Source organism: Amycolatopsis nalaikhensis (assembly GCF_030264295.1).
Taxonomy (GTDB): Bacteria; Actinomycetota; Actinomycetes; order Mycobacteriales; family Pseudonocardiaceae; genus Amycolatopsis; species Amycolatopsis nalaikhensis.
The window spans coordinates 3,496,110-3,522,102 of sequence record NZ_CP127173.1 but is presented as its reverse complement, the minus strand read 5'-3'; the positions used below and the strand labels follow the sequence as shown (position 1 = coordinate 3,522,102).

General features: G+C 70.4%; 24 protein-coding genes and 4 tRNA genes. 13 read left to right on the top strand and 15 right to left on the bottom strand.

All coding sequences use genetic code 11. The features are described 5' to 3' along the window. Positions 1-34: 34 nt before the first annotated feature. Positions 35-823: a TerD family protein gene (locus QP939_RS17510; protein WP_285457842.1), complete on the bottom strand. Its 789-nt coding sequence runs from the start codon at positions 821-823 to the stop codon at positions 35-37. A gap of 226 nt (positions 824-1,049) precedes the next feature. Beyond that, a complete protein-coding gene (locus QP939_RS17505; RefSeq protein WP_285457841.1) occupies positions 1,050-1,841 on the bottom strand; it encodes a hypothetical protein in 792 nt (263 codons plus the stop codon). Between the two features lie 584 nt (positions 1,842-2,425). Here QP939_RS17505 and QP939_RS17500 point away from each other — a divergent pair. Next, positions 2,426-4,609, top strand: coding sequence for a helix-turn-helix domain-containing protein (locus tag QP939_RS17500; RefSeq protein WP_285457840.1), 2,184 nt, complete (start codon positions 2,426-2,428; stop codon positions 4,607-4,609). Positions 4,610-4,613: 4 nt separating this feature from the next. On the opposite strand, the gene QP939_RS17495 is transcribed toward QP939_RS17500, so the two are convergent. The 6 genes from QP939_RS17495 to QP939_RS17470 all read right to left on the bottom strand — a co-directional run bounded on the left by QP939_RS17495 (position 4,614) and on the right by QP939_RS17470 (position 8,035). Next, on the bottom strand, positions 4,614-5,237 hold the full coding sequence (locus tag QP939_RS17495) for a TetR/AcrR family transcriptional regulator (RefSeq protein WP_285457839.1): 624 nt from the start codon (positions 5,235-5,237) through the stop codon (positions 4,614-4,616). 14 nt (positions 5,238-5,251) lie between these two features. Beyond that, positions 5,252-6,637: an MFS transporter gene (locus QP939_RS17490; RefSeq protein ID WP_285457838.1), complete on the bottom strand. Its 1,386-nt coding sequence runs from the start codon at positions 6,635-6,637 to the stop codon at positions 5,252-5,254. 86 nt (positions 6,638-6,723) lie between these two features. After that, on the bottom strand, positions 6,724-7,590 hold the full coding sequence (locus QP939_RS17485) for an alpha/beta fold hydrolase (protein WP_285457837.1): 867 nt from the start codon (positions 7,588-7,590) through the stop codon (positions 6,724-6,726). A gap of 128 nt (positions 7,591-7,718) precedes the next feature. Then, positions 7,719-7,795 (bottom strand) — tRNA-His (locus QP939_RS17480). Between the two features lie 82 nt (positions 7,796-7,877). Continuing rightward, positions 7,878-7,949 (bottom strand) — tRNA-Glu (locus QP939_RS17475). 13 nt (positions 7,950-7,962) lie between these two features. Further along, positions 7,963-8,035: transfer RNA gene (locus QP939_RS17470), tRNA-Arg, on the bottom strand. Positions 8,036-8,255: 220 nt separating this feature from the next. Between QP939_RS17470 and QP939_RS17465 the strand changes: the two genes are divergently transcribed. Both QP939_RS17465 and QP939_RS17460 read left to right on the top strand, forming a co-directional pair. Beyond that, positions 8,256-8,438 carry a hypothetical protein gene (locus QP939_RS17465; protein ID WP_285457836.1) on the top strand — a complete coding sequence of 61 codons (183 nt, stop codon included), beginning with the start codon at positions 8,256-8,258 and terminating at the stop codon, positions 8,436-8,438. Between the two features lie 4 nt (positions 8,439-8,442). Further along, positions 8,443-9,429: a hypothetical protein gene (locus tag QP939_RS17460; RefSeq protein WP_285457835.1), complete on the top strand. Its 987-nt coding sequence runs from the start codon at positions 8,443-8,445 to the stop codon at positions 9,427-9,429. Here the strand turns inward: QP939_RS17460 and QP939_RS17455 are convergent. The 3 genes from QP939_RS17455 to QP939_RS17445 form a co-directional block, all read right to left on the bottom strand. Then, positions 9,426-9,878: a hypothetical protein gene (locus tag QP939_RS17455; RefSeq protein WP_285457834.1), complete on the bottom strand. Its 453-nt coding sequence runs from the start codon at positions 9,876-9,878 to the stop codon at positions 9,426-9,428. The genes QP939_RS17460 and QP939_RS17455 overlap by 4 nt on opposite strands. Beyond that, entirely contained in the window at positions 9,875-10,738 is an 864-nt protein-coding gene (locus QP939_RS17450; RefSeq protein ID WP_285457833.1) for an aminoglycoside phosphotransferase family protein, read from the bottom strand. Before QP939_RS17450 ends, QP939_RS17455 begins: the two co-directional genes overlap by 4 nt. 109 nt (positions 10,739-10,847) lie before the next feature. After that, positions 10,848-10,920 (bottom strand) — tRNA-Thr (locus QP939_RS17445). 158 nt (positions 10,921-11,078) lie between these two features. On the opposite strand from QP939_RS17445, the gene QP939_RS17440 reads away from it, so the two are divergent. The 4 genes from QP939_RS17440 to QP939_RS17425 all read left to right on the top strand — a co-directional run bounded on the left by QP939_RS17440 (position 11,079) and on the right by QP939_RS17425 (position 17,000). Beyond that, complete coding sequence (locus QP939_RS17440) at positions 11,079-12,578, top strand: threonine/serine exporter family protein (RefSeq protein ID WP_285457832.1); 1,500 nt, start codon at positions 11,079-11,081, stop codon at positions 12,576-12,578. A gap of 82 nt (positions 12,579-12,660) precedes the next feature. Next, positions 12,661-14,103 (top strand): alpha,alpha-trehalose-phosphate synthase (UDP-forming), encoded by a 1,443-nt coding sequence (locus QP939_RS17435; RefSeq protein ID WP_285457831.1) that lies wholly within the window; start codon positions 12,661-12,663, stop codon positions 14,101-14,103. A gap of 40 nt (positions 14,104-14,143) precedes the next feature. Next, on the top strand, positions 14,144-16,675 hold the full coding sequence (gene otsB / locus QP939_RS17430) for a trehalose-phosphatase (protein ID WP_434219651.1): 2,532 nt from the start codon (positions 14,144-14,146) through the stop codon (positions 16,673-16,675). A gap of 169 nt (positions 16,676-16,844) precedes the next feature. Beyond that, positions 16,845-17,000, top strand: a complete 156-nt coding sequence (locus tag QP939_RS17425) for a hypothetical protein (protein ID WP_285457829.1) — start codon at positions 16,845-16,847, stop codon at positions 16,998-17,000. On the opposite strand, the gene QP939_RS17420 is transcribed toward QP939_RS17425, so the two are convergent. Both QP939_RS17420 and QP939_RS17415 read right to left on the bottom strand, forming a co-directional pair. Next, positions 16,978-17,160: a DUF397 domain-containing protein gene (locus QP939_RS17420; protein ID WP_285457828.1), complete on the bottom strand. Its 183-nt coding sequence runs from the start codon at positions 17,158-17,160 to the stop codon at positions 16,978-16,980. The two genes, QP939_RS17425 and QP939_RS17420, sit on opposite strands and share 23 nt — an antisense overlap. Positions 17,161-17,174: 14 nt before the next feature. Continuing rightward, positions 17,175-17,993, bottom strand: coding sequence for a helix-turn-helix domain-containing protein (locus QP939_RS17415; RefSeq protein ID WP_285457827.1), 819 nt, complete (start codon positions 17,991-17,993; stop codon positions 17,175-17,177). 119 nt (positions 17,994-18,112) lie between these two features. Between QP939_RS17415 and QP939_RS17410 the strand changes: the two genes are divergently transcribed. The 5 genes from QP939_RS17410 to QP939_RS17390 all read left to right on the top strand — a co-directional run bounded on the left by QP939_RS17410 (position 18,113) and on the right by QP939_RS17390 (position 23,129). Next, on the top strand, positions 18,113-18,679 hold the full coding sequence (locus QP939_RS17410) for an ArsR/SmtB family transcription factor (protein WP_285457825.1): 567 nt from the start codon (positions 18,113-18,115) through the stop codon (positions 18,677-18,679). Positions 18,680-18,727: 48 nt separating this feature from the next. Next, on the top strand, positions 18,728-19,972 hold the full coding sequence (locus QP939_RS17405; protein WP_285459775.1) for an alpha/beta hydrolase family protein: 1,245 nt from the start codon (positions 18,728-18,730) through the stop codon (positions 19,970-19,972). A 167-nt stretch (positions 19,973-20,139) separates the two neighbouring features. Further along, the gene (locus QP939_RS17400; RefSeq protein ID WP_285457824.1) at positions 20,140-21,291 is read left to right on the top strand and encodes an IS481 family transposase; all 1,152 of its coding nucleotides are present in this window, start codon (positions 20,140-20,142) and stop codon (positions 21,289-21,291) included. Between the two features lie 133 nt (positions 21,292-21,424). Then, entirely contained in the window at positions 21,425-22,018 is a 594-nt protein-coding gene (locus QP939_RS17395; protein ID WP_285457823.1) for an RNA polymerase sigma factor, read from the top strand. Next, complete coding sequence (locus QP939_RS17390; protein ID WP_285457822.1) at positions 22,011-23,129, top strand: hypothetical protein; 1,119 nt, start codon at positions 22,011-22,013, stop codon at positions 23,127-23,129. Before QP939_RS17395 ends, QP939_RS17390 begins: the two co-directional genes overlap by 8 nt. On the opposite strand, the gene radA is transcribed toward QP939_RS17390, so the two are convergent. Together radA and QP939_RS17380 are read right to left on the bottom strand one after the other, a co-directional pair. After that, positions 23,130-24,488 carry a DNA repair protein RadA gene (radA, locus tag QP939_RS17385; RefSeq protein WP_285457821.1) on the bottom strand — a complete coding sequence of 453 codons (1,359 nt, stop codon included), beginning with the start codon at positions 24,486-24,488 and terminating at the stop codon, positions 23,130-23,132. 39 nt (positions 24,489-24,527) lie between these two features. Beyond that, positions 24,528-25,187, bottom strand: coding sequence for a copper chaperone PCu(A)C (locus tag QP939_RS17380; RefSeq protein ID WP_285457820.1), 660 nt, complete (start codon positions 25,185-25,187; stop codon positions 24,528-24,530). Positions 25,188-25,462: 275 nt separating this feature from the next. Here QP939_RS17380 and QP939_RS17375 point away from each other — a divergent pair, with 275 nt between their 5' ends. Then, on the top strand, positions 25,463-25,954 hold the full coding sequence (locus QP939_RS17375; protein WP_004559016.1) for a CarD family transcriptional regulator: 492 nt from the start codon (positions 25,463-25,465) through the stop codon (positions 25,952-25,954). The last annotated feature ends 39 nt before the right edge of the window (positions 25,955-25,993 follow it).

Below are 25,993 nucleotides of genomic sequence, written 5' to 3'. Positions count from 1 at the left end.
GTATCCCGTGCGTTCCATCCGGCGGTTGCGCCGGTCAGGCGGCGTGGATCCCGTAGTCCTTGGCGATACCGGCCAGACCCGAGGTGTAGCCCTGACCGACGGCCCGGAACTTCCAGTCGCCGCCGTTGCGGTAGAGCTCCCCGAAGACCATCGCGGTTTCGGTGGACGCGTCCTCCGAAAGGTCGTACCGCGCCAATTCGGCGCCATCAGCCTGGTTCACGACGCGGATGAACGCGTTGCGCACCTGTCCGAACGCCTGACCGCGGGATTCCGCCTCGTAGATGGAAACCGGGAACACGATCTTGTCGACCTCGGCCGGCAGGCCCGCGAGGTCGACGGTGATCTGCTCGTCGTCCCCGTCGCCGCCGCCCGTGAGGTTGTCACCCGTGTGCCGCACCGCACCGTCCGGCGTGGCCAGGTTGTTGAAGAACACGAAGTGCTTGTCGGACAAGGCGTTTCCGTCCGCTCCGAGCGCGATGGCGCTCGCGTCCAGGTCGAACTCCTCACCGCTGGTGGTGCGCTCGTCCCAGCCGAGGCCGACGGTGACCGCACTCAGGCCGGGCGCCTCCTTGGTCAGCGAAACGTTGCCACCCTTGCTCAGGCTCACGCCCATTTTTCCTCCTCGGTGCCGATGCGCGATGCACTGCTGGTCTCGCGGAAATGCGCGACGACCACCGATGTCGGCAGAAGAATAGTTTCCGTTACCACCGGGAAGAGTGCTGTCTTCTTTCCGGGATCCGCCGATCGGAGACGGACACCAGGCAGTCGCCAGGCGTCGGCGCGGTGTTACCGGCACCGCACCGCTTAACCGGATCGTCACCATTTTCGAATGGTGACCGCAAACCAGACGAGTCCCCTATTCGGTTGCCGCCGGACAGCCGGGCCGAACTGTCGTGTTTTTGTCGCTTATTCGCCGAGACGGTTTCGGCGCCGATGCGGCATCGTGGGAGAAGCGGACCGCGACGAGGAGGAGCATGACGCGCACACCGCACGGCACACCCGCGGCGGCCGCCGACGACGCGGCGACGGGAGGCGGGCGGACCGGCGGTTCACCTCGCCGGCTGCCAGCCCACGCCGTAGGACCGCGCGGGGTGGAGGTCGCGGAACCCCGTGCGCACCTCACCCGAGGCGTCGAGGAAGAGCGGCTTCCGCGCCGGCAGCGGATCCCCGGCGTCCTTGGAGAAGTCGCCGTCGATGCGCCAGACGCGCTGAGGTGGCTCCCGCCGGTCGAACCGGATGTTGAGATCGAAGCTCTCGCAGGGGAATTCCGGCGTGCAGCAGTAGAAGGGGGCAGGCAGCTCGGCCAGCCGGATGCGGAAGAAGAACTCGTGCTGGTCGCCGGCGTCCAGGGGCCGAGGCGGCCGGAGGCTGAACGCGACCCGGCTGGAGCTGACCATCCGCACGGAATGCACTTCGCCACCCGCGACGACATCGATTCCGAGGCCGGAGAGGTCCGCGCGCCCGGTAGTGCTGGCGGGCCGGGCGAGGGAGATGGCGTGCTCGATGTCGGTGAGCCCGGCGACGTGGCTGACGACCTCGCGGGTCTCGAACACCTCGGCGGCGGCGCCGGTGAGGGTCAACCGGACCGCCAGCGCCGACGTGTGCCACGGACCGTCCGCGCCGGCGGCCGACCATCCCCCGAACGGTGCCGGCACCCCGTACGCGGCCTCCGCGATCAGGTAGATGACATCGTCGGCCCGGCGCTGCATCGTGCGAACGTTGCGGTCGGCTCCCGAGCCCAGCAACTCGAGCCGCCGGGTGTAGCGCTCGTTGGCGGCGGTGCCGAAACCCAGGACGATCCGCGCGGTTTCCCGCTGCGATTCAGGCAGCTTTTCGATCAAGCGGCGAAGCGTCTCGACAACCTTGGCACGGACAGTTCCCGGGCTGTCTTCCTCTCGGACACCGCATACTTCGCGCAACTGTTCACCGGCGACGTCGGGGACGCTCTTCGCTTGGACACCCAGCCCCTTCCGAAGCTGTTTCAGCTCCGCTGAGAGCGCTTTGATCTTCGCTTCGGCCGCCTGCCCAGCCAAGCCGCCACCTCCGTCTTGGTCGTTGCCGGGGAAGTCTACTCACCTCTCCTGGCCACCACGACGTCGTCGTCCGTTTCTCCGCCGTTTCCGAAACCGGGAAACAGTGCACGTCGAAGCGCTCGGCGCGGTTTTCCCTTGAGGGGCAACAGGAAACGTCTGCCTTCTTCGAATTTCTCCGGTGATGCTGGTGACGTCGAAATCCTTCGGCGACCAAGGAACTCGCGGCACGGAAATGCCGGCGAGTGCGATCCGGAAAGGTGGACGCGATGCACACGCACCTCATCATCGTGCTCAACCAGCTGGTCTCCCTGCTGGGCTGACCGGAACAGGCCGGCGGGCCCGGGCCGCCGGCCGACCTTCCCACTGTTCCCCCGACACAGGATGATGTACCGATGCCGGACTTCGGAGCGGAATTGAAACGACGACGCACGTCGCTTGGCATGTCTCTGACCGGGCTCGCCGCGGCCGCCCACTTCACCAAGGGCTACTTGAGCAAGGTGGAGAACGGCAAAGCCCGGGTCAACCGCGACCTCGCCAAGGCCTGCGACCTCGCCCTGAACGCCAACGGCGAACTGCTCGCCCTGGTCGCGGAGCCGGTGCGTCGGAACGCCGGTGGCATCGTCGGACTGCCGGACGCCGGCCGGTACTTCGTCGGCCGCGAAGCCGAGCTCGACGCCCTTTCCGCGCGGCTGCTGAGCCTGGACGACGCCCCGGTCGGCGTGGTGCACGGCATGGCCGGCGCCGGTAAGACGGCACTCGCCGTCGCCGCCGCCAGGCGGGTCGCGAACGCCTTTCCCGATGGCTGTCTCTTCTTCGACCTCCGGGGCCACACCCCGGGAGCCGCCGAGCTTTCGCCCGGCGAGGCCCTGCGCCGGCTGCTGCGGCTGCTGGACGTCTCGGCCGACCAGTTCCCCGCCGACGAGGACGGCCTGGGCAACCTCGTCCGCGACCAGCTGCGCGGGCGGCGGATGGTCCTCGTGCTCGACAACGTCCGGTCCGCCCAACAGATCCGCGCGATCGTCCCCGGCGAGACGTCGTCCCGGATCCTGGTGACGAGCCGGGGGCGGCTGCCCGCCCTCGACGACGCCTGGCACTTCCCGGTCGACGTGCTGCCGCTCGGCGACGCCGTGCGCCTGCTCCGGTCCGTCGCCGGTGACCACGCTCCGGCTGACGACGGCGTGGCGACCGAGATCGCCCGGCACTGCGGGCGGCTCCCGCTCGCGGTGCGCATCGTCGCCGCCCGGTTCGTCGCCGGTGGTTGGACAGCGGCCGGGCTGCGCGACCGGCTCGCCGACGAGACGACCCGGCTCGCTGCCCTGGATGACGGCGAACGCAGCGTCGCCACCGCGTTCGCCGTCTCCTACGCGTCACTGCCCGCCGACCAGCGACGGCTCTTGGGGCTGCTCGCGCTCCACCCCGCGACCGCGGCGGAGACGGCGGCGGTCGAGGCACTCGCCGGTCTCGGTCCCGGCGCGGCGGACCGGCTGGTCGATCGGTTGCACGACGCCCACCTGGTCGTCCGCGACGAACGGGGCTACGTGGAGCTCCACGACTTGATGCGCACGTTCGCCGCCGAGCACGCTCTTCCCGAGGTCGAGCCGGATGATCGTGAACCGGCCGTGCACAGGCTCGTGGACCACGTCCTCGCAACGGCGGTGGCCGCCGACGAACTCGCCGAGCCCTACCGATTCCGCCCGGTCACCGGCTTGGCCGCGCCGTCCTCGGTTCCCTTCACGGACGCCGACGGCGCACTCGCCTGGCTGTCCGCCCAGTGGCCGACGCTCGGGGAGATCGTCGATCTGGCGGCCCGGCACCGAATCCACGACCGGTGCTGGCAGCTCGCGTTCGTCCTCCGCGCGTTCTTCTTCCGCGAGAAGCTGTTCGAGCCGTGGATCCGGACGCACGAGCGCGCCCTCGAAGCCGCGCGAGCCGCCGGCGACCTGAGCGCGACCGGGATGATCCTCAACAACCTGGGCATGGCGCACATCGAGGCGGGCCGGAGCGACGACGCGATCCGTTTTCATCAGCAGGCGCAGGAGCAGTTCGCGCTGGCCAGCGACGACCGGGGCGCGATCGACGCACTGTCCAGCCTGGCCTGGGCCCGCCTGTACCGCGGCGAAGCGGAGTCGACGGTGGCCGATCTGACCACGGTGCTGGCGGTCTACCGGCGGACCGGGCGCACCCGGAACGTGGTGATCGCGCTCCGCGGCATCGCCCTCGCCTCGGCGGCGTTGGACCGGTTCGAGGCAGCCATCGCCGCGGCCCGCGAGGCGACGTCCCTCGCTCAGTTGCCGGTCGACCAGGCGATGTCGGTCAACGGTGAGGCGTGGGTGCACTTCCGGGCGGGCCAGTGGGCCGACGCCGAGCGCCGCTACCGCCTCGCGGCGGAGATCGCGGACGACGCAGGGAGCGAGTACGAGCGTGCGCGGGCGTTGACAGGTTTGGGAAACACGGCCGCCGGGCGCGGCGACCGGCAGGCGGCGGCTCACTGGTGGGCGGAGGCCGCCGAGTATCGGGTCACGCTCAACCCCGCCGTCCTCGGCGAGGCCGATTACCGGAACCGGCTGGCGAAGTGAGCCGTCAGGCTTCCAGGTGCTCGACCAGCTTGGCCAGCTGGTCGGCGTACCCCCGCACGAAGTCCGGCGACGCCGGATCCGTCCCGGTCAGCCCTTCGACCACGTGCGGCAACGTCACCGGGGCCATCGCCGCCGCCATCAGCAGGACCGTGAAGGACGGCGGGTCGATCCACTCCGGCAGGCGTCCCTCGGCCTTCAGCGCCTCGATCCGCTCCACCGTCGGCGTCAGGCGCTGCGCTCGCGGGCCGTGGTCCGGGTCCGATTCCGGGCCCTCGTACTCCAGACCGGACCACGCCACCAGGCGCATGCCGTCGCGGTTCGTCGCGCCCTCCAGCGCCAGGCGCCGCAGCTGCTCCGACAGCGGCATCTCCGGGGCGACCAGCTCACGCTGCCGCTCCGCCCACTTCTCCGACATCGCCTTGTACAGGCCCTCTTTGCCGTCGAAGTAGTAGGAAATCAGCTGCTGGTTCACGCCTGCCCGCGCGGCGATCGACGCGATCCGCGCGCCCGCGTACCCCTTCGCCGCGAACTCCGCGCCCGCCGCCTCGAGGATCAGGCGGCGGGTGCGTTCCGGATCCCGTTGCCGCTCTTGGGGCTTCGGCGAACGGCGGGGCTTCGACGCGGTCACGCCGCGACTATACGTCAGCCAACTGGTTGACTCTGCCGCACAGATGGTTGAACCGCCGTCAGCGCGAGGGCCAGCACCAGCACGCCCGAGCTGACCGCGAGCGCCCCCGCCGTCGCCGCCGCGTAGCCGCTTTCCAGGCGGGCGAAGAACACCGTGCCGGACAACGCGATGCCGGTCGCCGTGCCGAGCTGGACCGTCGTGTTCACGACGCCCGACGCCGCTCCGGCCCGCTCCGGTGGGATCGCCGACATCGACGCCGTGAACAGCGCGTTCAGCGCCGCGCCCATGCCGAGCCCGACGGCGATCACCGGTGCCAGCAGCACCCAGCCGGTCAACGCCGGACCCAGCCACGGCACCAGGACCGCGATCGCGGCCAGCCCGGCCAGCAGCACCCCGACCGCCGCCGCGGTAAACGCCCGGCCGAACCGGGCGGCGAGGTTCATGCTCAGGACGTTGCCCGCGACGATGCCGAGCGTCGACGGCGCGAACGTCACGGCCGCCTCCCACGGCGAGAACCCGAGGCCGAGCTGCAGGTGCAGCGTCAGCACGAAGAACACGCCGACCCCGGTGTTCACGCAGAGCAGCACGGCCTGGCTCCCGGCGAGGCACCGCAGCAGGTCCGGCGGGACCAGCGGTTCGCCGCCGCGGCGGAACCGCGCCCGCTGGTGCAGCGCGAACACGCCGAACAGCGGGATCGCCGCCACCAGCAGCGCGAGAGTCCACCACGGCCAGCCCAGCTCGCGGCCCTGCACGAGCGGGTAGAAGACGGCGAACAGCGCGGCGGTCAGCAGGGCGAGCCCGACGGCGTCCATGCGGTGCCGGAAGAAGCCCGGCCGGCTCGGCATGGTGACGAGCGCACCGGCCAGTGCGAGCAGCCCGATGGGCAGGTTCACCAGGAAGATCGCCCGCCAGCCGGTGCCGAAGAGGTCGGCTTCGGTCAGCGCGCCGCCCAGCAGCGGGCCGGCGAGCCCGCCGACCGGGAACGCCGCCGCGTACCAGGTCATCGCCTTCGGCCGCTCGCGCTCGCCGAACTCCGCGTGGATGAACGAGAGGACCTGCGGCACCATCAGCCCGGACCCGACGCCTTGGGCGACCCGCGCGGCGATCAGCACGCCGACGTGCCCGGAGAGGCCCGCGACCAGCGAGGCGGCCGTGAAGACGACCATGCCCGCGACGAACAGCTTCTTCGTCCCGTGGCGGTCGCCGAGGCGCCCGCCGGTGATCAGCGTGACGGCGAACCCCAGCGCGTAGCCCGCCGAAATCCACTGCAGCGCGGCTTCGCCGGTGCCCAGCTCGCGCTGAATGGTCGGCAGCGCCACCGCGACGATCTGGTTGTCGATCATGTCCACGAGCACCGCCAGCACGGCGACCGCCAGCGCCCACCACCTGAGTCTCTCCATGGGCCGATAATCAATCAGTCATACGACTGTGTCAACCACCTGTTTGATTGTGCGCATGCCGAAGCCGCGAGGTGCCTCGAGTCGGCTCAGCCTTCGAGGACCTCGCGCAGCTTCTTCGCGAAGGCTTCGGGCTGCCCGGCGTAGCCGAACTCGCCGCCCATGAAGCCGCCGTGGTGGCTGGGGAACACGACTGCTTCCTGCCCGAGCGCGGCGGCGGTGGCGAGGGCGGTCCGCCCGGTCATGACGTCGAGCGACTCTTCCCCGACGCCGACGACGATCCGTGTCGGCACCTTCGCGAGCGCGTCGACGTCGAGCCGGTAGGCGGTGACGGCCAAGGAGCGTTCGGTCATCAGCGGGTCGTCGCGGCGGCCGTCGTCTTCGGTGGGCATGCCGAACTGGGCGGGGTCGGCCGGAGGCAGCGCGAAGTAGTCGTCGGTGAACTCGCCCTTCCACGACGTCATCGCGATGAAGGCGGCCATCCCGGCGCCGAAACCGTTGGCCTGGTAGGCATCCCGGACGCCTTTCCCGGCGCGTTCGGCGGCCGCGGCATCGGGCAGCAGCCCGACCAGCGGCGGCTCGTGGGCGACGAACGTGCTGACGGACTCGGGGTGCGCGGTGACGAGCGCGAACCCGGCGATGGCGCCGCCGCTGCTGCCGAACACCTCGACGGGCCCGGCACCGAGGGCTTCGATGACGGCGTGGATGTCGCCGGCCTGGACGGTGGGGACGTGGTCCTCGCGCCCGTCTTTGCGGATGCTGCGCCCGAGGCCGCGCGGGTCGTAGGTGACGACGGTGCGTTCGGGGAAGAAGGAAGCGAGGGTGCGGAAGCCGGAGGCGTCCATCGGCTGCCCGATCATGAGCAGGGGCGGCCGCGGGCTGTCGGCGGGGGCCGGGCCGTGGACGTCGTAGACGATGTCGGCCTCGGGTGTTTCGAGGGTGTGCGTGGTGGTCATGGGTCCCTCCCAGGGTTTCCTCGGGAGGGTAGCCCGGGGGACCGACAGTTCCGGGGTGGTCGCGCGCCGTGGTGCCGAGCCACGTCGGCGGGGGTTATGAGGCCCCGCTGGCTGCCGAGCCGCGCGCGTGGGGTGGCCGGCCGGACTCGCACCGGCTTGTCCCGGGGTCACAGCCCGGGGCCTCGTCTCCTTCGGCATCGGCCACAGTGGAAGACGTGGGTGTCGAACCCACCGAGGCGATCGCGCAAGGATCACCCGCGCTCCGGCGCGTCCCCCGTGGTGGTGCGTAGCGCGTCCGGGAGTCGAACCCGGGTCCCCCGGGTGAAAACCGGGGATCCGTACCGCTGGACCAACGCGCCGTGTGCTGCCACGTGCCCCCGGCAGGAGTCGAACCTGCGACCTGCGGCTTCGGAGACCGCCACTCTGTCCACTGAGCTACAAGGGCGCACCCGCGTCGCCCGCATCGAGTGCGGCCGAGACAGGCGCAGGAAAAAAGCATTCACAATGACGAACCCGCTCGCCGCTTTCGTTCGCCTGAAACAGATCTTCCCCGCCACCCACCGACGCCGCAACGCATTTTTCACCTGACCGGGCGAGGGGCGTAACGCCGCGGGTCACAGCGCGATAACGAGGGACAGACCCGGAGCAGGAGCAGGAGAGATCGCGTGGAAACACAGTGCCGAGGCCCGATCGACGTGTCCAAGGTCGCGGGGTTCGCCACGGGCACCGCCGACCCGGACGACCTTCGCCGCGCCGTCGTCGCCTCACCCGGCTTCGCGCGCGCTGACAAGGAAGAACAGGACGCGCTGCTGCGGATCATCCTCAGAGTCGGTACCAGTGCGGAGTGACGCGGTGCGCCGGTGGCTCGTCCGGGCCACCGTGCTCGCCGTGGTGGTTTACGTGCTCTTCCACCTCAAGCAGATCGGGAACCTGGCCGGGCTGTGGCTGAGCGGCAAGACGACGGGCGACACGGTGGTCGCCGGGTTGTCGGCGCGCGCGTGGGGGCGGATCGGCAAGGTCATGCAGTACGTCGCCGGTTTCACGGTGGTCCTCGACATCATCGGCGCGGAGCGGCTGACAGCCAAGAGCGACGCCTTGACCAGGCGACGCCAAGAATTGCTGACACAAGCAGCTAAAACGGTCAAGGCATTTCCCGTCGCCACCCTTCGGAAAAAGCTCAGCGACAGCATCGTTTTCGAGCAAAGAAACTACGTTCCCCAGGCAGCCGAAACCATGCTTCCTTCCGAGGTGAAGGTCGCCCAGAGCCGCCCACCTCGGCTGGCGGCGCCGTTCCGGCAGCCCGAAGTCGACGCCTGGCACGCGTCGACCCTGGCCGAGCTGCCGAACGTCCACCAGTGCGCGAAAAGCCGCGGAAAACCGGGCGACCCGGCGTGCGGCGAGCACCGGGATTTCGTCTCCGCCGCGGTGGACGAGTTCCTGCGGGAACGTCTCCCGGCTGAGGAGTGGTCGAAGACCGCCGAACGCAAGAGCCTCGACGTTCGCCGGGGGCTCCTCTGGTTCTTGGCCTTCCTCCTGCTGGTCCCGCCGGTGTACGTGGGGTTTCTCGGCTTGACGGACCAAGCGGCGAAGGCCTCCGGCTTCCTCCTGCTCGGCGCCATCGCGTCCGGCCTGATCGCCATCGGCACCGCCAATGCGGCGGAGGAGACACCTGGCGGGAGCGGCTTCTTCCGAGCGGGCCTGTGGCTTCGGACGGCACCGATCGCGGGCCTGCTCCGGCTGTTCGCGAAAGGGCTGGCGAAGGCACCCGGCAGCCAGGTGAAGTGGTTCGCGGTGCGCTTGGCGCTGGTGGGATTCGGCCTGGACCTGCTCGCGTCCTAGTCCTCGCCGAGCTGCAGCACCACGACGAACCGTTCCCGATCCCGCCCGGCGACAACCCCGTCGAACGTGCACCGCGTGACGGGCCACCACGAGTCCTCTTCACCAGGGTCCTGGTTGGCCCACCACTCCGCGTCGTCCGCGAGCAGGGAGACCACCTCCCGGGCCACCTGCCGGGCCCGCTCGTCGCCGAGCAGGTCGTAGCTGTAGACGAGACTGCCCGCCGTCAGCCTGGCGAGCTTCCGCTCCGCGACCTCGCGCGGAACGGGCCGAAGCCCCTCCTCGACTTCGGCGAGCGAGACGGCCCGAGAGCGCGGGTCGATGTGTTCCGCCCACGCCTGCTCACCGACGGCCGCCAGCGCGTGGACGTGCTCCGCCAAGGTCGTCGAGGTGTGCTCGCCGGAAACGGCGAACACCTCCGGCGGGTGGTTCAGCTCGGCGACGTCGTTCATCCGATGAGGGCCTCCGTGATCTGGCGGGTGGTCTGCGCGGCGACGCGCGGGTTGACGGCGGCATAGCAGGTATAGGCGGTCAACCCGGTGGCCAAGGCCCAGCCGCGGCCGCGAGTCCAGGTGGCGTCGTCCACATCGAGCGCGGCGCGGAAGGTGGCTCGCGTGCCGGGTGACAGGAGGGTGTAGGCGACGATCAGGTCGCACGCCGGGTCGCCGACCCCGAACTCGCCGAAGTCGATGACGGCGCTGAGGTGGCCGGCGGTGGTCAGCAGGTTGCCGGTGTGGAAGTCGCCGTGGCACCAGCGCGACGGACCGTCCGGGGCGGCGAGGGCCGCGTCCCACAGAGCGGTCAACGCGGCGGTGTCGAACGCGTCGCCGGTCTTCGCGATGGCGGACCGCGTCGCCGCGTCACGGGCGGCCAGCGGGCGGCCGATGAGGTCCGCGGCCGGTTCGGCGTCGAACGCGTGGAGCGCGGTCAGGAACTCGGCGAGCGTCTCGGCGGCCTCGTGCGAGCCGGACAGGGCGTCGACGGTCGCCACTTCGCCGTCCAGCCAGCGCGACACCGCCCACGGCCACGGGTAGCCGAAGTCCGGTTCCCCCACCCCGACGAGTTCGGGAACGGCCAGCGGCAGACGCGGAGCCAGGCGTGGCAACCACTCCGCTTCTTTCGCCGCTTGCGCGATCGCACCGGCGTGCCGCGGCAGCCGGACGGCCAGCTGCTCGCCCAGTCGGAAGATGACGTGGTCCGAGCCCGCCGGGCTGTGCGGACGCAGCGGCAGCCCGGCCCACTGCGGGAACTGGGTGTCGACCAGACGCCTCGCCAGCGCGGCATCGATCGCCGGGCTGGTGTCGACGGTCAATGCGGCTCCCGCGGATCGGGGTGACGAGCTCATGCTGTCGGCAACGTGCCACGGCAGCCGCGGTTCGATCAACCGGATTACCGGCCGGGACCCGGGTACACCCTTGAAGAGCCGCCAAGGGGGCTCGAACCCCTGACCTTCTGTTTACAAGACAGATGCTCTACCAGCTGAGCTATAGCGGCCTGGCACCGAAGCGCCGCTCACAGTGTATCGGGCCCGCCTCAAACCAGCGGTCCAGGCCACTATGGAGCAACGTGGTGGACGCCACTCCATGATCCGTGCAACGGTCGGAGTACCCGCGTCGATGGTCCGGGCGAGAGAGCGAGGAGGTGGATGGATCATGAAGATCAACGAGCGCACCAACGGGGGCAAGTCGACCAGATGGCCCCTCCTCGAACCTCCCGCGCAACGACCTCGCACGCACCGCCCGAATCTCCTCAAGCGACGTCCGTGGCACGTTCTCGAAGCTCCGACCGGTGAGCTGCCCGCCGTCGACGCCGAGGAGGCCATGGGGCCTCAGCTGCCCGATGAGGCCACCGTCAACTTCGTGCTGGACCTGAGCCTGCGCATCGGTGAGGTGCAGATGGCCAGCGGTGCCGGCGCCTCGGACGTCACCGCGACCATCCTCGCCATCGCGTCCGCGCTCGGGTTGCCGCACTGCGAGGTCGACGTCATCTTCACCTCGATCACCGTCACCTGTCACCGGGGCACCGACCTCTCGCCCGTCACCGCTCTTCGGGTCGTGCGGAGCCGGAGTCTCGACTACACCCGGCTCACCGAGACCGAAAAGCTCGTGCGGAAGATCGTGCGCGGGCACATGGGGGCCGAGCAGGCGCAGACCGAACTGGAGCGGATCACCTCCGCGCCGCACCCCTATCCCCGCTGGGTCGCGACGCTGTCCTGGGGCGGGGTCGCCGCCTTCATCACCATCCTGCTCGGCGGCGGCATCGATATCGCGCTCGTCGCCTTCGTCATCAGCGGGGTCATCGACCGGATCGGGCGCTGGGTCAACCGGTACTCGCTGCCGTTCTTCTTCCAGCAGGTCATCGGGGGCCTGGTCGCGACGCTCTCCGCGATGGCCATCGTCAGCAGCGACATGCTGACCACCAACAAACCGACGCTCGTGGTCGCCGCCGCCGTCACCGTGCTGCTGTCCGGGCTCTCCACCGTCTCCGCCGTTCAAGACGCCATCACCGGTTACAACGTCACCGCCGCCGGGCGCACCATGGAAACCGTCCTCATGTCGGCCGGGCTGATCTCCGGGGTCGTGCTCGCCCTGCGGATCGCCGTCATGCTCGGCCTGCCGCGGACGCCGCTGCCCGAGGCGCCGACGTCGACCGCGCTGCAGCTGCCGATGGTCGTGCTCGGCGGGGCCGGCGCCTCCGCCTGCTTCGCCCTCGCCAGCTACTCCAAGATGCGGGCGATGCTGGTCGCGGCGGCCGCCGGGGGCATCGGCGCCGCCGTCTACGGGTCGCTCATGCTCGCCCGGCTCGACGGCGTCAGCTCGTCCGCCATCGCCGCGACGCTCGTCGGGTTCTGCGGTGGTGTGCTCGCCCGACGACTCGGCGTTACTCCACTGGTGGTCGCCGTGTCCGGGATCACTCCGCTGCTTCCGGGCCTCTCGACCTACCGTGGTCTGTATCAGATCGGGGTCGAGCCCAGCGGGAACATCTCGACGCTCATGACGGCCGTCGCGATCGGGCTTGCGCTGGCAGCGGGCGTGGTACTCGGGGAATGGCTCGCCCAGCCGGTGCGGACCGGCCTGGGCAGGCTCGAGCGGCGGTTCGCCGGACCGCGCATGGCTGGTCCGCTCGAACCGACCGAACGAAGCTTGGAGTAACCCGACGGTCACCGGCTGTTCATCGCTCACGCGATAGGGTTTCACTCTGGGGCCGCGACCCAGGACGCGAGGAGCAGCAGCTGTGAGTGACCAGAAGGAGAACGGAAGCCAGGCCGACTTCGTCGTGGTGGCGAACCGGCTACCGGTGGACCTCGAACGCACGGCCGACGGCGAGCGCCGCTGGACGGCCAGCCCGGGCGGGCTCGTCTCCGCGCTCGAGCCGTTCCTGCGCTCCCGCAAGGGCGCCTGGGTGGGCTGGCCGGGCGTCCCGGACGTCGACGTCGACGAGTTCGACGACGACGGCTTGGTCCTGCACCCCGTCTCGCTGAGCGCCGACGAGGTCCGCGACTACTACGAGGGCTTCTCCAACGCGACGCTCTGGCCGCTCTACCACGACGTCGTCGAGCGCCCGGTGTTCGACCGGGCGTGGTGGAACAGCTACGTCAAGGTGAACCGCCGCTTCGCGCAGGCCAGCGCGGACGTCGCCGCGCACGGCGCGACCGTGTGGATCCAGGACTACCAGCTGCAGCTGGTGCCGGCGATGCTGCGCGAGCTGAGACCGGACCTCCGCATCGGCTTCTTCCTGCACATCCCCTTCCCGCCGGTCGAGCTGTTCATGCAGATGCCGTGGCGGGCCGCGATCATCCGCGGCCTGACCGGCGCGGACCTGGTCGGCTTCCACCGCCCCGGCGGGGCGCAGAACTTCCTCTGGCTGTGCCGCCAGCTGATCGGCCTCGAGTCGACGCGCGGCGCGGTCGGTGTCCGGTCGCGGCCGGGCACCATGCAGGTCGGTGACCGGACCGTCCGGGTCGGCGCGTTCCCCATCTCGATCGACGCCGCCGGGCTCGACAACCTCGCCCGCACGAAGGGCGTCCAGGAGCGCGCCGCGCAGCTGCGGCGCGACCTCGGCAACCCCAAGACGGTCCTGCTCGGCGTCGACCGGCTGGACTACACGAAGGGCATCGACCTGCGGCTGCAGGCGCTGCACGAGCTGCTGCACGAGGGCCGCCTCCAGCCGGACGACGTCACGTTCGTCCAGCTCGCCACCCCCAGCCGTGAGCGCGTCGAGCACTACCAGCGGATGCGCGGCGAGATCGAGCAGATGGTCGGCCGGATCAACGGCGAGTTCTCCCGCGTCGGCCACCCGGTCGTGCACTATTTGCACCAATCGGTGGACCGCACCGAGCTGGCCGCCTTCTTCTCGGCTGCCGACGTCATGGTCGTGACGCCGCTGCGTGACGGCATGAACCTCGTCTGCAAGGAATACGTCGCCGCGCGGCACGACCTGGGCGGGGCGCTGGTGCTGTCGGAGTTCGCCGGCGCGGCCGCCGAGCTCTCTAGCGCATTCCTCGTCAACCCCCACGACCTGGACGGGGTGAAGGATGCTCTAGTGGCTGCCATTACCCTCGACCCGGCAGAGGGCCGTCGCCGGATGCGCGCCATGCGTCGCCAGGTCCTCACTCATGACGTCGATCGATGGGCGCGCTCGTTCCTCCAAGCTCTGGGTGCCGAAGCGGTCGACTGACATAGTCCCCGACCCATGCACGAGCTCCTGAGGAGGAGTGTTGACTGCCGAGGCCCTGCCCGCCGAGCTACGGCGCGCGATCGTGCAGATCGCCCGTACTCCGCGTCTGCTGGTCGCCTGCGATTACGACGGCACGCTGGCACCCATCACGCTCAACCCGGACGAGGCACGCCCGCTGCCCGAGTCCGTCGGGGCCCTCAGATCGCTCGCCGGTCTGCACGAGACCACCACCGCGGTCATCTCCGGCCGCGCGCTTCGGGACCTCGCCACGCTCTCGCGGCTGCCGTCCGAGGTGAACCTCGTCGGCAGCCACGGCTCGGAGTTCGACATCGGCTTCATCCACGCCCTCGACGAGAAGGCGCGGGACCTGCACCGGCGCCTCGAGTCGGAGCTGGAGCAGCTCGTGCTCGACGTCCCGGGCGTGTCGCTGGAGGTCAAGCCGGCCAGCATCGCGGTGCACGTGCGCCGCGCCGAGCACGAGGCCGGGCGCCGCGTGCTCGCGGCCGTCCACTCCGGACCGTCCAAATGGGAGGGCGTGTCGACGACCGACGGCAAGGAGGTCGTCGAGCTCGCGGTCGTCCAGACGGACAAGGGCCGCGCGCTGGACATCCTGCGCCACCAGGTCGGGGCCACCGCGGCGATCTTCCTCGGCGACGACGTCACCGACGAGAAGGCCTTCGCCCGCCTCTCCGGCCCGGACCTGGGCATCAAGGTCGGTGACGGCGAGACGCTCGCGGGCTTCCGCGTGCCGGACACCGTCGACGTCGCGCTCGTGCTGGGCTTCCTGCTGGAGGAGCGGCGCAACTGGCTGTACGGCGAGTCCGCGCCGCCGATCGAGCGGTTGTCGATGCTGGCCAACGAGCGCTCGGTCGCGCTGCTGACGCCGGACGCCAAGCTGACCTGGCTCTGCCACCCCGGGCCAGACGCGCCCGCGGTGTTCGCCGACCTGCTCGGCGGCGAGGGCGCGGGCCACTTCTCGATCAAGCCGCACCGCAACGGCCTCCCGCTCGGCCAGCGCTACCTGCCGAACACGATGACGGTCGAGACGCGCTGGTCGCGCCTGCTCGTCACCGACTACCTCGAGCCGGAGAGCCCGCAGCACCGCACCGACCTGGTCCGCGTCGTCTCCGGCGAGGCGATGGCCGACGTCACGTTCGCGCCGCGCCCCGAGTTCGGCGGCGTCCCGGTGAAGCTGGAGGTCACCGAGGGCGGCCTGAAGGTGCTCGGCACGTCGGAGCCGTTCGTGCTGTACTCGCCGGGCGTCGAGTGGACCATCACCTCCGACGGCCTGCACGACACCGCGACGGCGCTGGTCCAGCCGACGCCCACCCAGCCGGTCGTGCTGGAGCTGCGCTGCGGCACGACGGACCTCGGCGAACACGAACTGTCCGAAGTGGAACGTCGCGACCGCGCGGGCCGCTACTGGAGCGAGTGGACGTCGAAGCTGCAGCTGCCGAAGGTGCAGACCGACCTGGTGCTGCGCTCGGCGCTGACCCTGCGCGGCCTGGTCAACACCGACACCGGCGGTGTGCTGGCGGCGGCGACGTCGTCGCTGCCGGAGGAGATCGGCGGCGTCCGCAACTGGGACTACCGCTACTGCTGGATCCGCGACGCGGCGATGACGGTGCGGGAGCTCGTGCACCTCGGCTCGCTCGAGGAGGCCGAGGGGTACCTCAAGTGGCTGCACGGCGTGCTCGCCACGCTGGCCGGCCCGGAGCGCCTGCACCCGCTGTACACGCTCGCGGGCAGCGTCATCGGCGCCGAGGCGGTCATCGAGTCGCTGCCCGGCTACGCCGGTTCGCGCCCGGTCCGCGTCGGCAACCTGGCGAACCACCAGGTGCAGCTGGACGTCTTCGGCCCGGTCGTCGAGCTGGTCGGCACCCTCGCCGCGGCCCGCCACGATCTGCGCGACGAGGACTGGCAGCTGGTCCGCGCGATGGCCGAAGCCGTCACGCGGCGCTGGAACGAGCCGGACCACGGGATCTGGGAGGAGCGGCACGTGCCGCGCCACCGGGTCTACTCGCGGGTCATGTGCTGGGTGACGATCGACCGCGCGATCAAGCTGGGCGAGCAGTACGGCCGCGAGATCCCTGGCAACTGGCCGGGCCTGCGCGACGAGATCAAGCACGACGTCCTCACGCACGGCTGGAACGACGAGGTCCAGGCCTTCACCACGGCCTACGACGGCACGGACCTGGACGCGGCGTCGTTGTTCGTCGGGCTCACCGGGCTGATCGACCCGGCCGACGAGCGCTTCCAGCAGACGGTGACCGCGATCGAGGCGGAGCTGCGCAGTGGGTCCACTGTGTACCGTTACCGCCGCGACGACGGGCTGCCCGGTGGCGAGGGCGGGTTCCACATCTGCGCGGCGTGGCTGATCGAGGCGTACCTGCTCACCGGGCGGCGCACCGAGGCGCAGGAGCTGTTCGACCAGATCGTCGCGGCCGCGGGCCCGACGGGGCTGCTGCCCGAGCAGTACGACCCCATCGCCGAACGGTCGCTGGGCAATCATCCGCAGGCCTATTCGCACATCGGGCTGATCCGGTGCGCCAACTTGCTGGCGGCCAGTTAGCCCTTTCGGTCCGAAAGTCCGTGAATGCCACATTGAGGGACCTAGCGTCCCTTAATGTGGCATTCACGGACTTCGGACACCCTGGTCGGCAAGGCCGCGGCCGTGCTGCCGCCGCTGGGCGTGCTGGCGATCGCCGTGCTGGTGCTTTCGTCACGCCGGTGCCTGCGCGGTGACTACCTCGTGGTCGCGAGCGCGGCTGCGGCCGGACCTGCTCACCACGCTGACGACGTTCGCCTTCGCCACACTGGGGTACGTGGCGGGGATGTTCTCCGTGCGGCCGACGGTGCAGACGCTCCGGAAGTTCAGCGATCACCCGATTTGGTGAGGAACGCCGTCCACGCGGCCGGGCTCAGGCGGAGTTCCCCTTCGGGCGCCTTGGAATCCCGCACGGAAACGGGCGCACCGAAGGAAACCTCGACGCAGTCACTGCCCTGGCCATCGCCGCTGTAGCTGCTCTTGAACCACCGTTCGTCTACAGTGGACACCCGCAGCCTCCCGCTCAGAGCCGTTCGATCAGCGCGATCGAATCCTCCTCGTCCAGGGCCCGATCGGCGAAATCCTTGAAGGCCAGCCTAGCAGCGGACACCTCGCCCTCCTTCTCAACGTGAACCGAGCCGAAGATGTGCTCGACGTACGCGATGTCGGGCTCCTCCGGGTCGTCGAAGCTCGCGACGATCAGGTTGCCGAACTGACCGGGGTAGGCGCCGACGTCCTCGGGCACCACCTGCAGCGTGACGTTCGGCAGCCGCGCCCGCTCGATCAGGTGCCGCAGCTGTTCCGCGCGCTCCGCCCGGCCGAGGATGGGCCGCCGGAGCGCGTGCTCGTCGATGATCGCGTGGTACTTCAGGATCGGCTCCACGGTGAGCCGCAGCTGCCGCCGCAACCGCACCGCCACCTCGTTCTCCAGCACCTTCGGCTTCATCGGCACCCGCGCCGCCGCGAAGACCTCGCGCATGTACGCCTCGGTCTGCAGCAGCCCGGGGATGTAGCCGAACTGGAAGACCTTCACCACGCTGGCCTCGGCTTCGATCGGCAGGAAGCCGCGATTGCCGATCCCGTAGTTGCGCCACCAGCCCTTCTCGCGGGCGCGGTCGTAGGCCTCGATGTACTCGTCCCAGTCGGAGACGACCACGTTGTACCGGTCGAGCAGCGCGCGGAAGTCGTGGTAGGGCGGCAGGTACCCCACCTCGATGCGCGACATCTTGCTCGTCGACATGCGCAGCGGCGCCCCCGCCTCCTCCTGGGTCATGCCCAGTCGCTCGCGCATCCGCTTCAGCTGACGGCCCAGCTGCCGGGCGGGCAGGCTCGGCTCACTCACGTCCACTAACCCCTCGGGACCACATGGGCACGGATAGTAAGGCCCGGGTCCGACAATCTGGGATTCTTACGTGCACAGGTTCCTTTGCACAATTTCCTTTGCACGGCTACAGTGGCGTCATGACCAGCGCTCCACCACCGGAAGAGCTCGACCCGGACGCCCTCAAGGCCGTCACGCACCCGCTGCGCCGCCGGATACTCGGCGTGTTGTCCGCGGGCCCGGCGACGGCCACGAAGCTCGCCCAGGCGCTGGGCGAGAACACCGGCGCGACCAGCTACCACCTGCGGGAGCTGGCCCGGTTCGGGTTCGTCGAAGACGTCCCGGAGCTCGCGCGGGGCAAGGAACGGTGGTGGCGGACACGGCCGCGGGACATCCGCTGGCCGCGCCGCAGCGAGCAGAGCGCCGAATCCCGGGTGCTGTTCGACGACATGCGGCGCCAGGGGTTCGAGGACGACCTCGAAAAGCTCAACCGGTTCGCGGAACAGCGCGACGAACTGCCCGGCGACTGGCCGGACGCGCTGCTCTTCTCGCGCGGCGCCACCTGGCTCACCGCCGAGGAGCTGCACCAGCTCTGGACCGACTACATGGAGCTGCTGCGCCGGTACTGGCGCACCGAGGAGGACCGGTCACCGGAGGCGCGGCGCGTGCTCGTGCGCTGGCTCGCGTTCCCGGATCCAGGGGAATGACATGACACCAGGGGGTTTCACGTGCGAAGAGGGGTTCTACTGGCCGGGGTGATCCTGGCGGTGACGGCGCTGGCCCCACCGGCTTCGGCCGCGGACGGCGACGTCACGTTCGAAAACGACGGGGTGACGTTGCACGGCACGGTCGTCGCGCCGCCCGGCGGGACGAAGCTGCCGGGCATCGTGATGGTCCACGGCTCGGGGGAGCACAGCCGCGAGGACTACCGCGACCAGGCGGAAGCCTTTGCCCGCCAAGGGATCGCGACGCTCATCTACGACAAGCGCACCGAGGGTTATTCGCAGTTCTCGCGGTCGTACTCGACGCTGGCGGACGACGCGCTGGCCGCCGTCGAAGCGTTGCGGAAGCGTCCCGAGGTCGATCCGGCCCGGGTGGGCGTCTGGGGGTTGAGCGAAGGCGGCTGGGTCGCGCCGCTCGCGGCTTCGCGGTCTTCGGACGTCGCTTTCGTGGTGACGCTCGGCGCGAACGGCGTCGAGCCGTCGCGGCAGCAGGCGTGGGCGATCGAAAACCAGCTGCGGCGGCTGGGGATGACGGGCTCGATCGTCGGGATGGCGTCGTCGACGATGATGCGCCAGCTCGTCGGCGGCGGCGTGTTCCCCGAGGCGCACTACGACCCGGTGCCGGTGCTGAAGAGCCTGCGGCAGCCGGTGCTCGGGCTGTGGGGCGCGAAGGACGTCCTGACGCCGCCGGGCGAGGCCGTCCGGATCTTCCAGGAGTCGGTGGCGCACCACACGCTCCGGGTGTTCCCGGACGCGCAGCACCAGCTGCGCCGCACCACGGACGGGTTCGACAAGCTGGACGGCTACGCGCCGGGGTACGTGGAGCTGGTGGGCTCGTGGGTGAACCACCCGCCCACGGCGTCGAGCGCCGACGCACCGCCGTCGCAGGACCGGCCGAGCGTTTCGGTGACGCCGTTGCGCTGGTACGAGTCGACGTGGCTGCAGCTGGCGGTGCTGGTCGTGCTGCTGGTGGCGTTCGCCTTCGGGTTGTTCCGCCGCCCACGCTGGCTTTCGGTGACGGGGCTGCTCACGGTGCTCGGCTTCCTGGTCGTCGACGTGCTGCTCCAGACGACGATGGGCAAGGGACTGGGCCCGGTCGTCGCGGGGCGCCCGCTGCCGTGGCTGGCGCTGCAGCTGCTGTCGCTGGGCGTGGTGGCGGCGACGATCGCCACGGGGGTGGCGTGGTGGCGGCAGCGGTCGATCCGCCTGGGAATCGCCGTCGCGGGCGGAGTGGTGTTCATCCCCTGGGCGATCTACTGGGGCCTGCTGGCGATCTAGCGGCGCGGCTCGTCGTGAGTGTTTAGGGCGGTTCTAACCGCCTGTCCCAGTTCAGGACATCGTGAACAGGTGATGTTTCAGGACATCGTGGACACTGACCGGCCTGTCAGTGTGGTGACCAGTAGTTGTGTGGTGATCATGCGGCGATGGGCAGAGCAGGGTTTTCGATGGATCCTGAGTTCGTCGCCGCGGTCGCGCAGGCCGCGTCGGGTGAGAAAATCAACATCGCACGGTTCTGCCGCGAGCACGGCGTGTCCCGCACGGTGTTCCACAAGTACCTGAACCGGTTCCGCGCCGAAGGCGCCGAAGGGTTCACCCGCCGCAGCACCGCCCCGCACCACCACCCGGCCGCGCTCGGGCCGACGGTGGCGGAGGCGGTGCTGCGGGCCCGCAAAGAACTCGCCGACGAAGGGCTCGACAACGGGCCGATCTCGATCCGCTGGCGGCTGGAAGCCCAGGGCCACGACCGGGTGCCATCGCAGTCGGCGGTCTACCGGATCCTGCGCGAACACGGCCAGATCGTCCCGCAACCCCGCAAGAAACCCCGCACCCGGCGCCGGTTCGAATACGCCGACCCCAACGGCTGCTGGCAGATCGACGGCATGGAACACTACCTCGCCGACGGCACCAAGGTCTGCATCATCCAGCTCCTCGACGACCACTCCCGCCTCGACGTCGGCACCTACGCCGCGGACAGCGAGAACACCACCAACGCCTGGGCCGCGCTGCAACACGCCTTCGCCGGCTACGGCCTGCCCGTCAAACTCCTCTCCGACAACGGGCTGGCCTTCTCCGGCAAACACCGCGGCCGGATGGTCGAACTCGAACGCCACCTCGCCCAGCTCGGCGTCACCACCATCGCCTCCACCCCGCACCACCCGCAAACCTGCGGCAAGGACGAACGCAGCCACCAGACCCTGCAGAAATGGCTCGCCGCCCGACCACCCGCCGACAACCTCGCAACCCTGCAACGGCTTCTCGACGAATACCGCACGATCTACAACAACCGCCGCCACCAAAGCCTCAACGGCCTCACCCCACAGCAGCGCTACGACGCCCGACCGAAAGCCACCCCCGCCACCGGCCCTCGCCGGCCCAGCGGCGTCACCACCCGACCTGTCTCAGCCACCGGCGTGATCGCCTTCTCCGGCTGCTCCATCGTCCTGGGACGCACCTGGGCCGGTCACACCGCCACCATCTACTGGCAAGGCGACCGCGTCACAGTCATGATCAACGACACGGTCGCCCGCCAGCTCACCCTAGACCGATCGGTACGCTACCAACGCCTCACCAACCCCAAACTGTCCGCGAAGTCCTGAAACACATCTGTTCACGAAGTCCTGAAACATGACAGGCGGTTCTAACCGCCCTAAACACTCACGACCCCGGAGGCGAGCGGACGGCGGTAGGTTCGCCCGTGAACGCTCGCGGGTGCTGCGGGCAACTGGGGGCATGCAGGTGATCCACGAGGGGTCGGAGATCTGGGGGCACGACCGCCCCGACCTGGGCGGAGCCGAGCCCGGGCCGGCGTTCGGCCGGCTCTTCGACGCCCACGCCGCCCAGTTGCGCCGGTACCTCGCCCGGCGGGTCGGGGCCGAACCGGCGAACGACCTCGTCGCCGAGACCTTCCTCGTCGCGTTGCGCCGCCGCGAGAGCTACCGGCCGGAGCTGGGCACCGCCCGGTCGTGGCTCTACGGCATCGCGACCAACCTGCTGCGCCACCACGTGCGGTCCGAGCTGCGCGGGCTGCAGGCCACCGCGCGGCTCGCCCGCACCGGCGACCACAGCCACGCGGGGCACGACGGGCGCGTCGCCGAGCAGGTCGACGCCCAGGTCCGCGCTGCCCAGCTCGCCGGCGCGCTGGCCAAGCTCAGCCCGGCCGACCGCGACACGCTGCTGCTCGTGTCGTGGGCCGGGCTGGAGCCGACGGAGGTCGCCGAGGCCCTCGGGGTCCCACCCGGTACCGTCCGGTCCCGGCTGCACCGGATCAGACGCTGGCTCAGGACGAACGCCCCGGCTCAAGAGGAGGTGCAGGACCTTGCGTGAAGACAACGTCCGGAAGATCTGGTCCGACGCCGAACTCGACGCCGCCCTGGCCGACCTGCACAGCGACGTCGACGAGGAAGACGGGCTGGCGTTCGCCCGCGCGTCCCTCCTGGCGGCGGCCGGGGTGTCGGAAGCACCGCCGCCGGAGCGTCGACGGCCGTGGCGGTGGATCGCGGTCGCGGCGGCCGTGATCACCCTGGTGGGCGGGCTCGTGGTCGTCACGTCGCTGAAGACGAGCGCACCGGAGCCGGCGCAGCCCGCCGCGTCGCTCGCCGACCTCGACCGGCCGCTCACGCCCGGCGAGTTCCGCTACGCGCAGCGGCTCAGCTGGCGGCCCGAAATCATCGAAGGCCGCCCGGTCCAGTTCCAGGAGAAGACGGAGCTGTGGATCCCGGCCGACCCGGCGGGCGTCTGGCACCGGCGCACGATGTGGACGGGCGCGGTGCGCGGGCTCACCGCGGACGAGCAGAAGAACCTGCGCTACCAGCCGGTGAAGAAGCCCGTCGACGAGCGCGGCCCGGGCGGCGTGTTCCCGGGCGACCTGACGCCGACCGGGCAGAGCAAGCCGCACTGGAACACGCCGTTCGCGAACTGGCTGACCCCCGACGCGGCCCTGGTCGCCTCCCTGGTCCCCGACCGGGGGACGCTGGCCAAGCGCCTGAACTTCGACACGATCGACATCAAGGCCGACGGCCGGGCCCACAGTGCGACGGAGGCACTCGCCATGGTGCGGAGCGTGCTGGAGCTGGGCCTGCTGCGCAAGGACGTCCGGTTCGCGCTGCGCGACGCGTTCAACGAGGTGACGGGCGCGTACACGACGCAGGGCCAGACCCCGGACGGCAGGCCCGCGACGATCCTGCTGGCCAAGGACTCGGGCCAGACGCTGTACCTCGACCCGGCGACGGCCCAGCTCCTGGCCTGGGACACGACCCTGATCTGGCCGTCGGTCACCCGCAGCAGCGAGGTGGCGTTGAACACGGTCCAAGCCCCACCCCCCAGCTCCCAGCCCCCGCCGACCACGACGATGAGGACGGAGATCCCCCGCGCCCCCTCGCCAGTGGGCGACCCCGAAACGGTCTACTCGTTCGCGATCACCCGCGGCGACGGGTGATCAGCGAGCGTGGCTGGCCGCGTTCAGCGCGTCGGCGACGTTCGACACCTCCAGCACCCGGATCCCCGCCGGTGGCTTCCCCGAGTCCGGCGGCACCAGCGCGTGCGTGAACCCGAGCCGGGCCGCCTCCGCCAGGCGGCGGCCCACGCTCGGCACGCGCCGGATCTCGCCCGCCAGCCCCACCTCGCCGACCGACACCAGCCTCGGCGACAGCGCGACGTCCTCGAAACTCGACGTCAGCGCCAGCACCAGCGCCAGGTCGATGCCCGGCTCGGTGATCTTCATGCCGCCGACCGTCGCCGCGTACACGTCCTTGTCGCCCAGCTTCAGCCCGCCGCGCTTCTCCAGCACCGCCAGGACCATCGCCACCCGTGCGGAGTCGAGGCCGCTGACCGCGCGCCTCGGCTGCGGCGCCGACGTCGCCGACACCAGCGCCTGCACCTCGCCCAGCAGCGGCCGCTTGCCCTCCAGCGACACCGTGATCGCCGTGCCCGACACCGCCTCCTCCGTGCGGCTGATGAACAGCCCGGACGGGTCCGGCACCCCGACGATGCCCTCTTCCTGCAGCTCGAAGCAGCCGATCTCGTCGGCCGCGCCGAAGCGGTTCTTGATGCCGCGGACCATCCGCAGCGTCGAGTGCTTGTCGCCCTCGAACTGCAGCACGACGTCCACCAGGTGTTCCAGCACGCGCGGGCCGGCCACCGAGCCGTCTTTCGTGACGTGCCCCACCAGGACCACCGGCAGCCCGCGCTCCTTGGCCAGCGCGACCAGCCCGGACGTCACCGCGCGGACCTGCGTCACCCCGCCGGGTGAGCCGTCGACCTGCGGGGACGCCATCGTCTGCACCGAGTCGACGATCAGCACGCCGGGTTTGACGTCGTCGACGTGCCCGAGGATCGCCGACAGGTCGCTCTCGGCGGCGAGGTACATGCGCTCGTGGACGTTGCCCGTTCGCTCCGCGCGCAACCGGACCTGGCCCGCGGACTCCTCGCCCGTGACGTACAAGGACCGGTCGACCGTCTTGGCCCACTGGTAGGCGACCTCGAGCAGCAGGGTCGACTTGCCGACGCCCGGCTCACCCGCGAGCAGCACCACCGCGCCCGGCACCAGGCCGCCGCCCAGCACGCGGTCGAGCTCGGAAACCCCGGTGCGGCGGGCACGCGCCGCCTCGACGTCGACCTCGCCGATGGGCCGCGCGGGCGCGCTCGGCGCCCCGGCCGCGACGCGCTGGATGGCGGGCTTGACCGGTGCGCCGCGCTCCTCGAAGGAGCCCCATTCCTGGCACTCCGGACACCGGCCCAGCCACTTGGCCGCTTCGTACCCGCAGCTGCCGCAGCGGTAGGTGGTCCCTTTCTTCACCCCGCGAGGCTATCGGCGACCACCGACAAAACCGGGGACCTACTCCTTGACGTGCGCCGGCGCCGCGACCGGCAGCTCGACGGTGACCGGCCCGGCGTTCTTGAAGACGAACGTGACCTTGATGACCTGGCCCGGCCAGAGCGGCTGCTTCAGCGCGGGCAGCGTCACGGTGGCCTTGCCGACGGTCGCCGGCGCCGCGGTCGGCGTCACGCTCGACGACGGGGCCTCCGCCGACGAAGACGACGTCGCCGAGCTGGTGCCCGTGGAGCTGGTCGGGGCCTGCGACGAGGACGTCGGCGCGCCGGAGGACGTGGGCTCCACCTCGTTGGTGGACTCGACCGCGTCGTCCGGGCCGATCACCAGGGAGTGCCCGGCGACGACGTCCTTCGAGCCGCCGACGGTCGCCTGCGCGCCGTCCTCGGTGGTCACCGAGACGAGCGTGTCGTCCTGGGCGCCCTGGTTCACGATCGTCAGCGTCAGCGCCGGGGTCGCGCCCGCGGCGTAGCCCGCCCCGGACGTCGGGTACTGCACCGCGGCGTCACGCAGGACAATCGTCTTGACCTGGGCGTACGTGCCGTTGACGGCGGGCTGCTGCGTGTCGGTCTGGGTGATCTGGCCGGCCCCGCACCCGGCGAGCACGAGCGCGGCACCGAGCGCCAGCACGCCCGCACCGAGCACGCGACGGTTCTGCAGCCTCACGTCGCAGTCCTTCCCTTTTCACGGCCTCGTCGCCCCGAAGACTAGCCGGGCGCGATCTCCCCCACCGAACCGGTCCGCGTTGCGCCCAAGATCAACCGTCCACAAAGGATTTCTTGACACCCCGGGAAACCCGGTCCGGTCACCTGCATGAGCACGGGGGTCGGACGTTTGTCAACCCCCGCCCAGGCCGCTGACCTGCGAGGACGAGTCCGGCCCGCTAGGTGGGCACTGGCGGACCGTGCTAGGATGGAGTCAGCGAAAGGGGCAGAGGACACATGGTTTTCAAGGTCGGAGAGACCGTCGTCTACCCGCACCACGGTGCCGCACTCATCGAAGCCATCGAGACCCGCGTGATCAAGGGCGAGGAGAAGAAGTACCTCGTCCTCAAGGTCGCGCAAGGGGATCTCACGGTTCGCGTGCCCGCTGACAACGCCGAGATCGTCGGCGTTCGCGATGTCGTCGGGCAAGAAGGACTGGACAAGGTCTTCGACGTTCTGCGTGCTCCGCACACCGAGGAGCCAACCAACTGGTCTCGTCGGTACAAGGCCAACCTCGAGAAGCTCGCCTCCGGCGATGTGAACAAGGTGGCCGAAGTGGTGCGCGACCTCTGGCGGCGAGAGAAGGACCGCGGACTTTCAGCCGGCGAGAAGCGCATGCTGGCGAAGGCGCGGCAAATTCTGGTCAGCGAGCTCGCGCTCGCGGAGGGCACCGACGAGGACAAGGCGGAAGTCCTCCTCGACGAAGTTCTGGAAACCGCGACGGTCTGACGCCCAGGCACCCACGGGTGCCTCTACGATCGCGAACCG

Excerpts from the sequence above, each read along its gene's own strand:
- QP939_RS17510 (WP_285457842.1), bottom strand. The coding sequence starts at position 823 with ATGGTGACGATCCGGTTAAGCGGTGCGGTGCCGGTAACACCGCGCCGA.
- QP939_RS17500 (WP_285457840.1), top strand. The coding sequence starts at position 2,426 with ATGCCGGACTTCGGAGCGGAATTGAAACGACGACGCACGTCGCTTGGC.
- QP939_RS17490 (WP_285457838.1), bottom strand. The coding sequence starts at position 6,637 with ATGGAGAGACTCAGGTGGTGGGCGCTGGCGGTCGCCGTGCTGGCGGTG.
- QP939_RS17485 (WP_285457837.1), bottom strand. The coding sequence starts at position 7,590 with ATGACCACCACGCACACCCTCGAAACACCCGAGGCCGACATCGTCTAC.
- QP939_RS17455 (WP_285457834.1), bottom strand. The coding sequence starts at position 9,878 with ATGAACGACGTCGCCGAGCTGAACCACCCGCCGGAGGTGTTCGCCGTT.
- QP939_RS17440 (WP_285457832.1), top strand. The coding sequence starts at position 11,079 with ATGAAGATCAACGAGCGCACCAACGGGGGCAAGTCGACCAGATGGCCC.
- QP939_RS17410 (WP_285457825.1), top strand. The coding sequence starts at position 18,113 with ATGACCAGCGCTCCACCACCGGAAGAGCTCGACCCGGACGCCCTCAAG.
- QP939_RS17400 (WP_285457824.1), top strand. The coding sequence starts at position 20,140 with ATGGATCCTGAGTTCGTCGCCGCGGTCGCGCAGGCCGCGTCGGGTGAG.
- QP939_RS17395 (WP_285457823.1), top strand. The coding sequence starts at position 21,425 with ATGCAGGTGATCCACGAGGGGTCGGAGATCTGGGGGCACGACCGCCCC.
- QP939_RS17375 (WP_004559016.1), top strand. The coding sequence starts at position 25,463 with ATGGTTTTCAAGGTCGGAGAGACCGTCGTCTACCCGCACCACGGTGCC.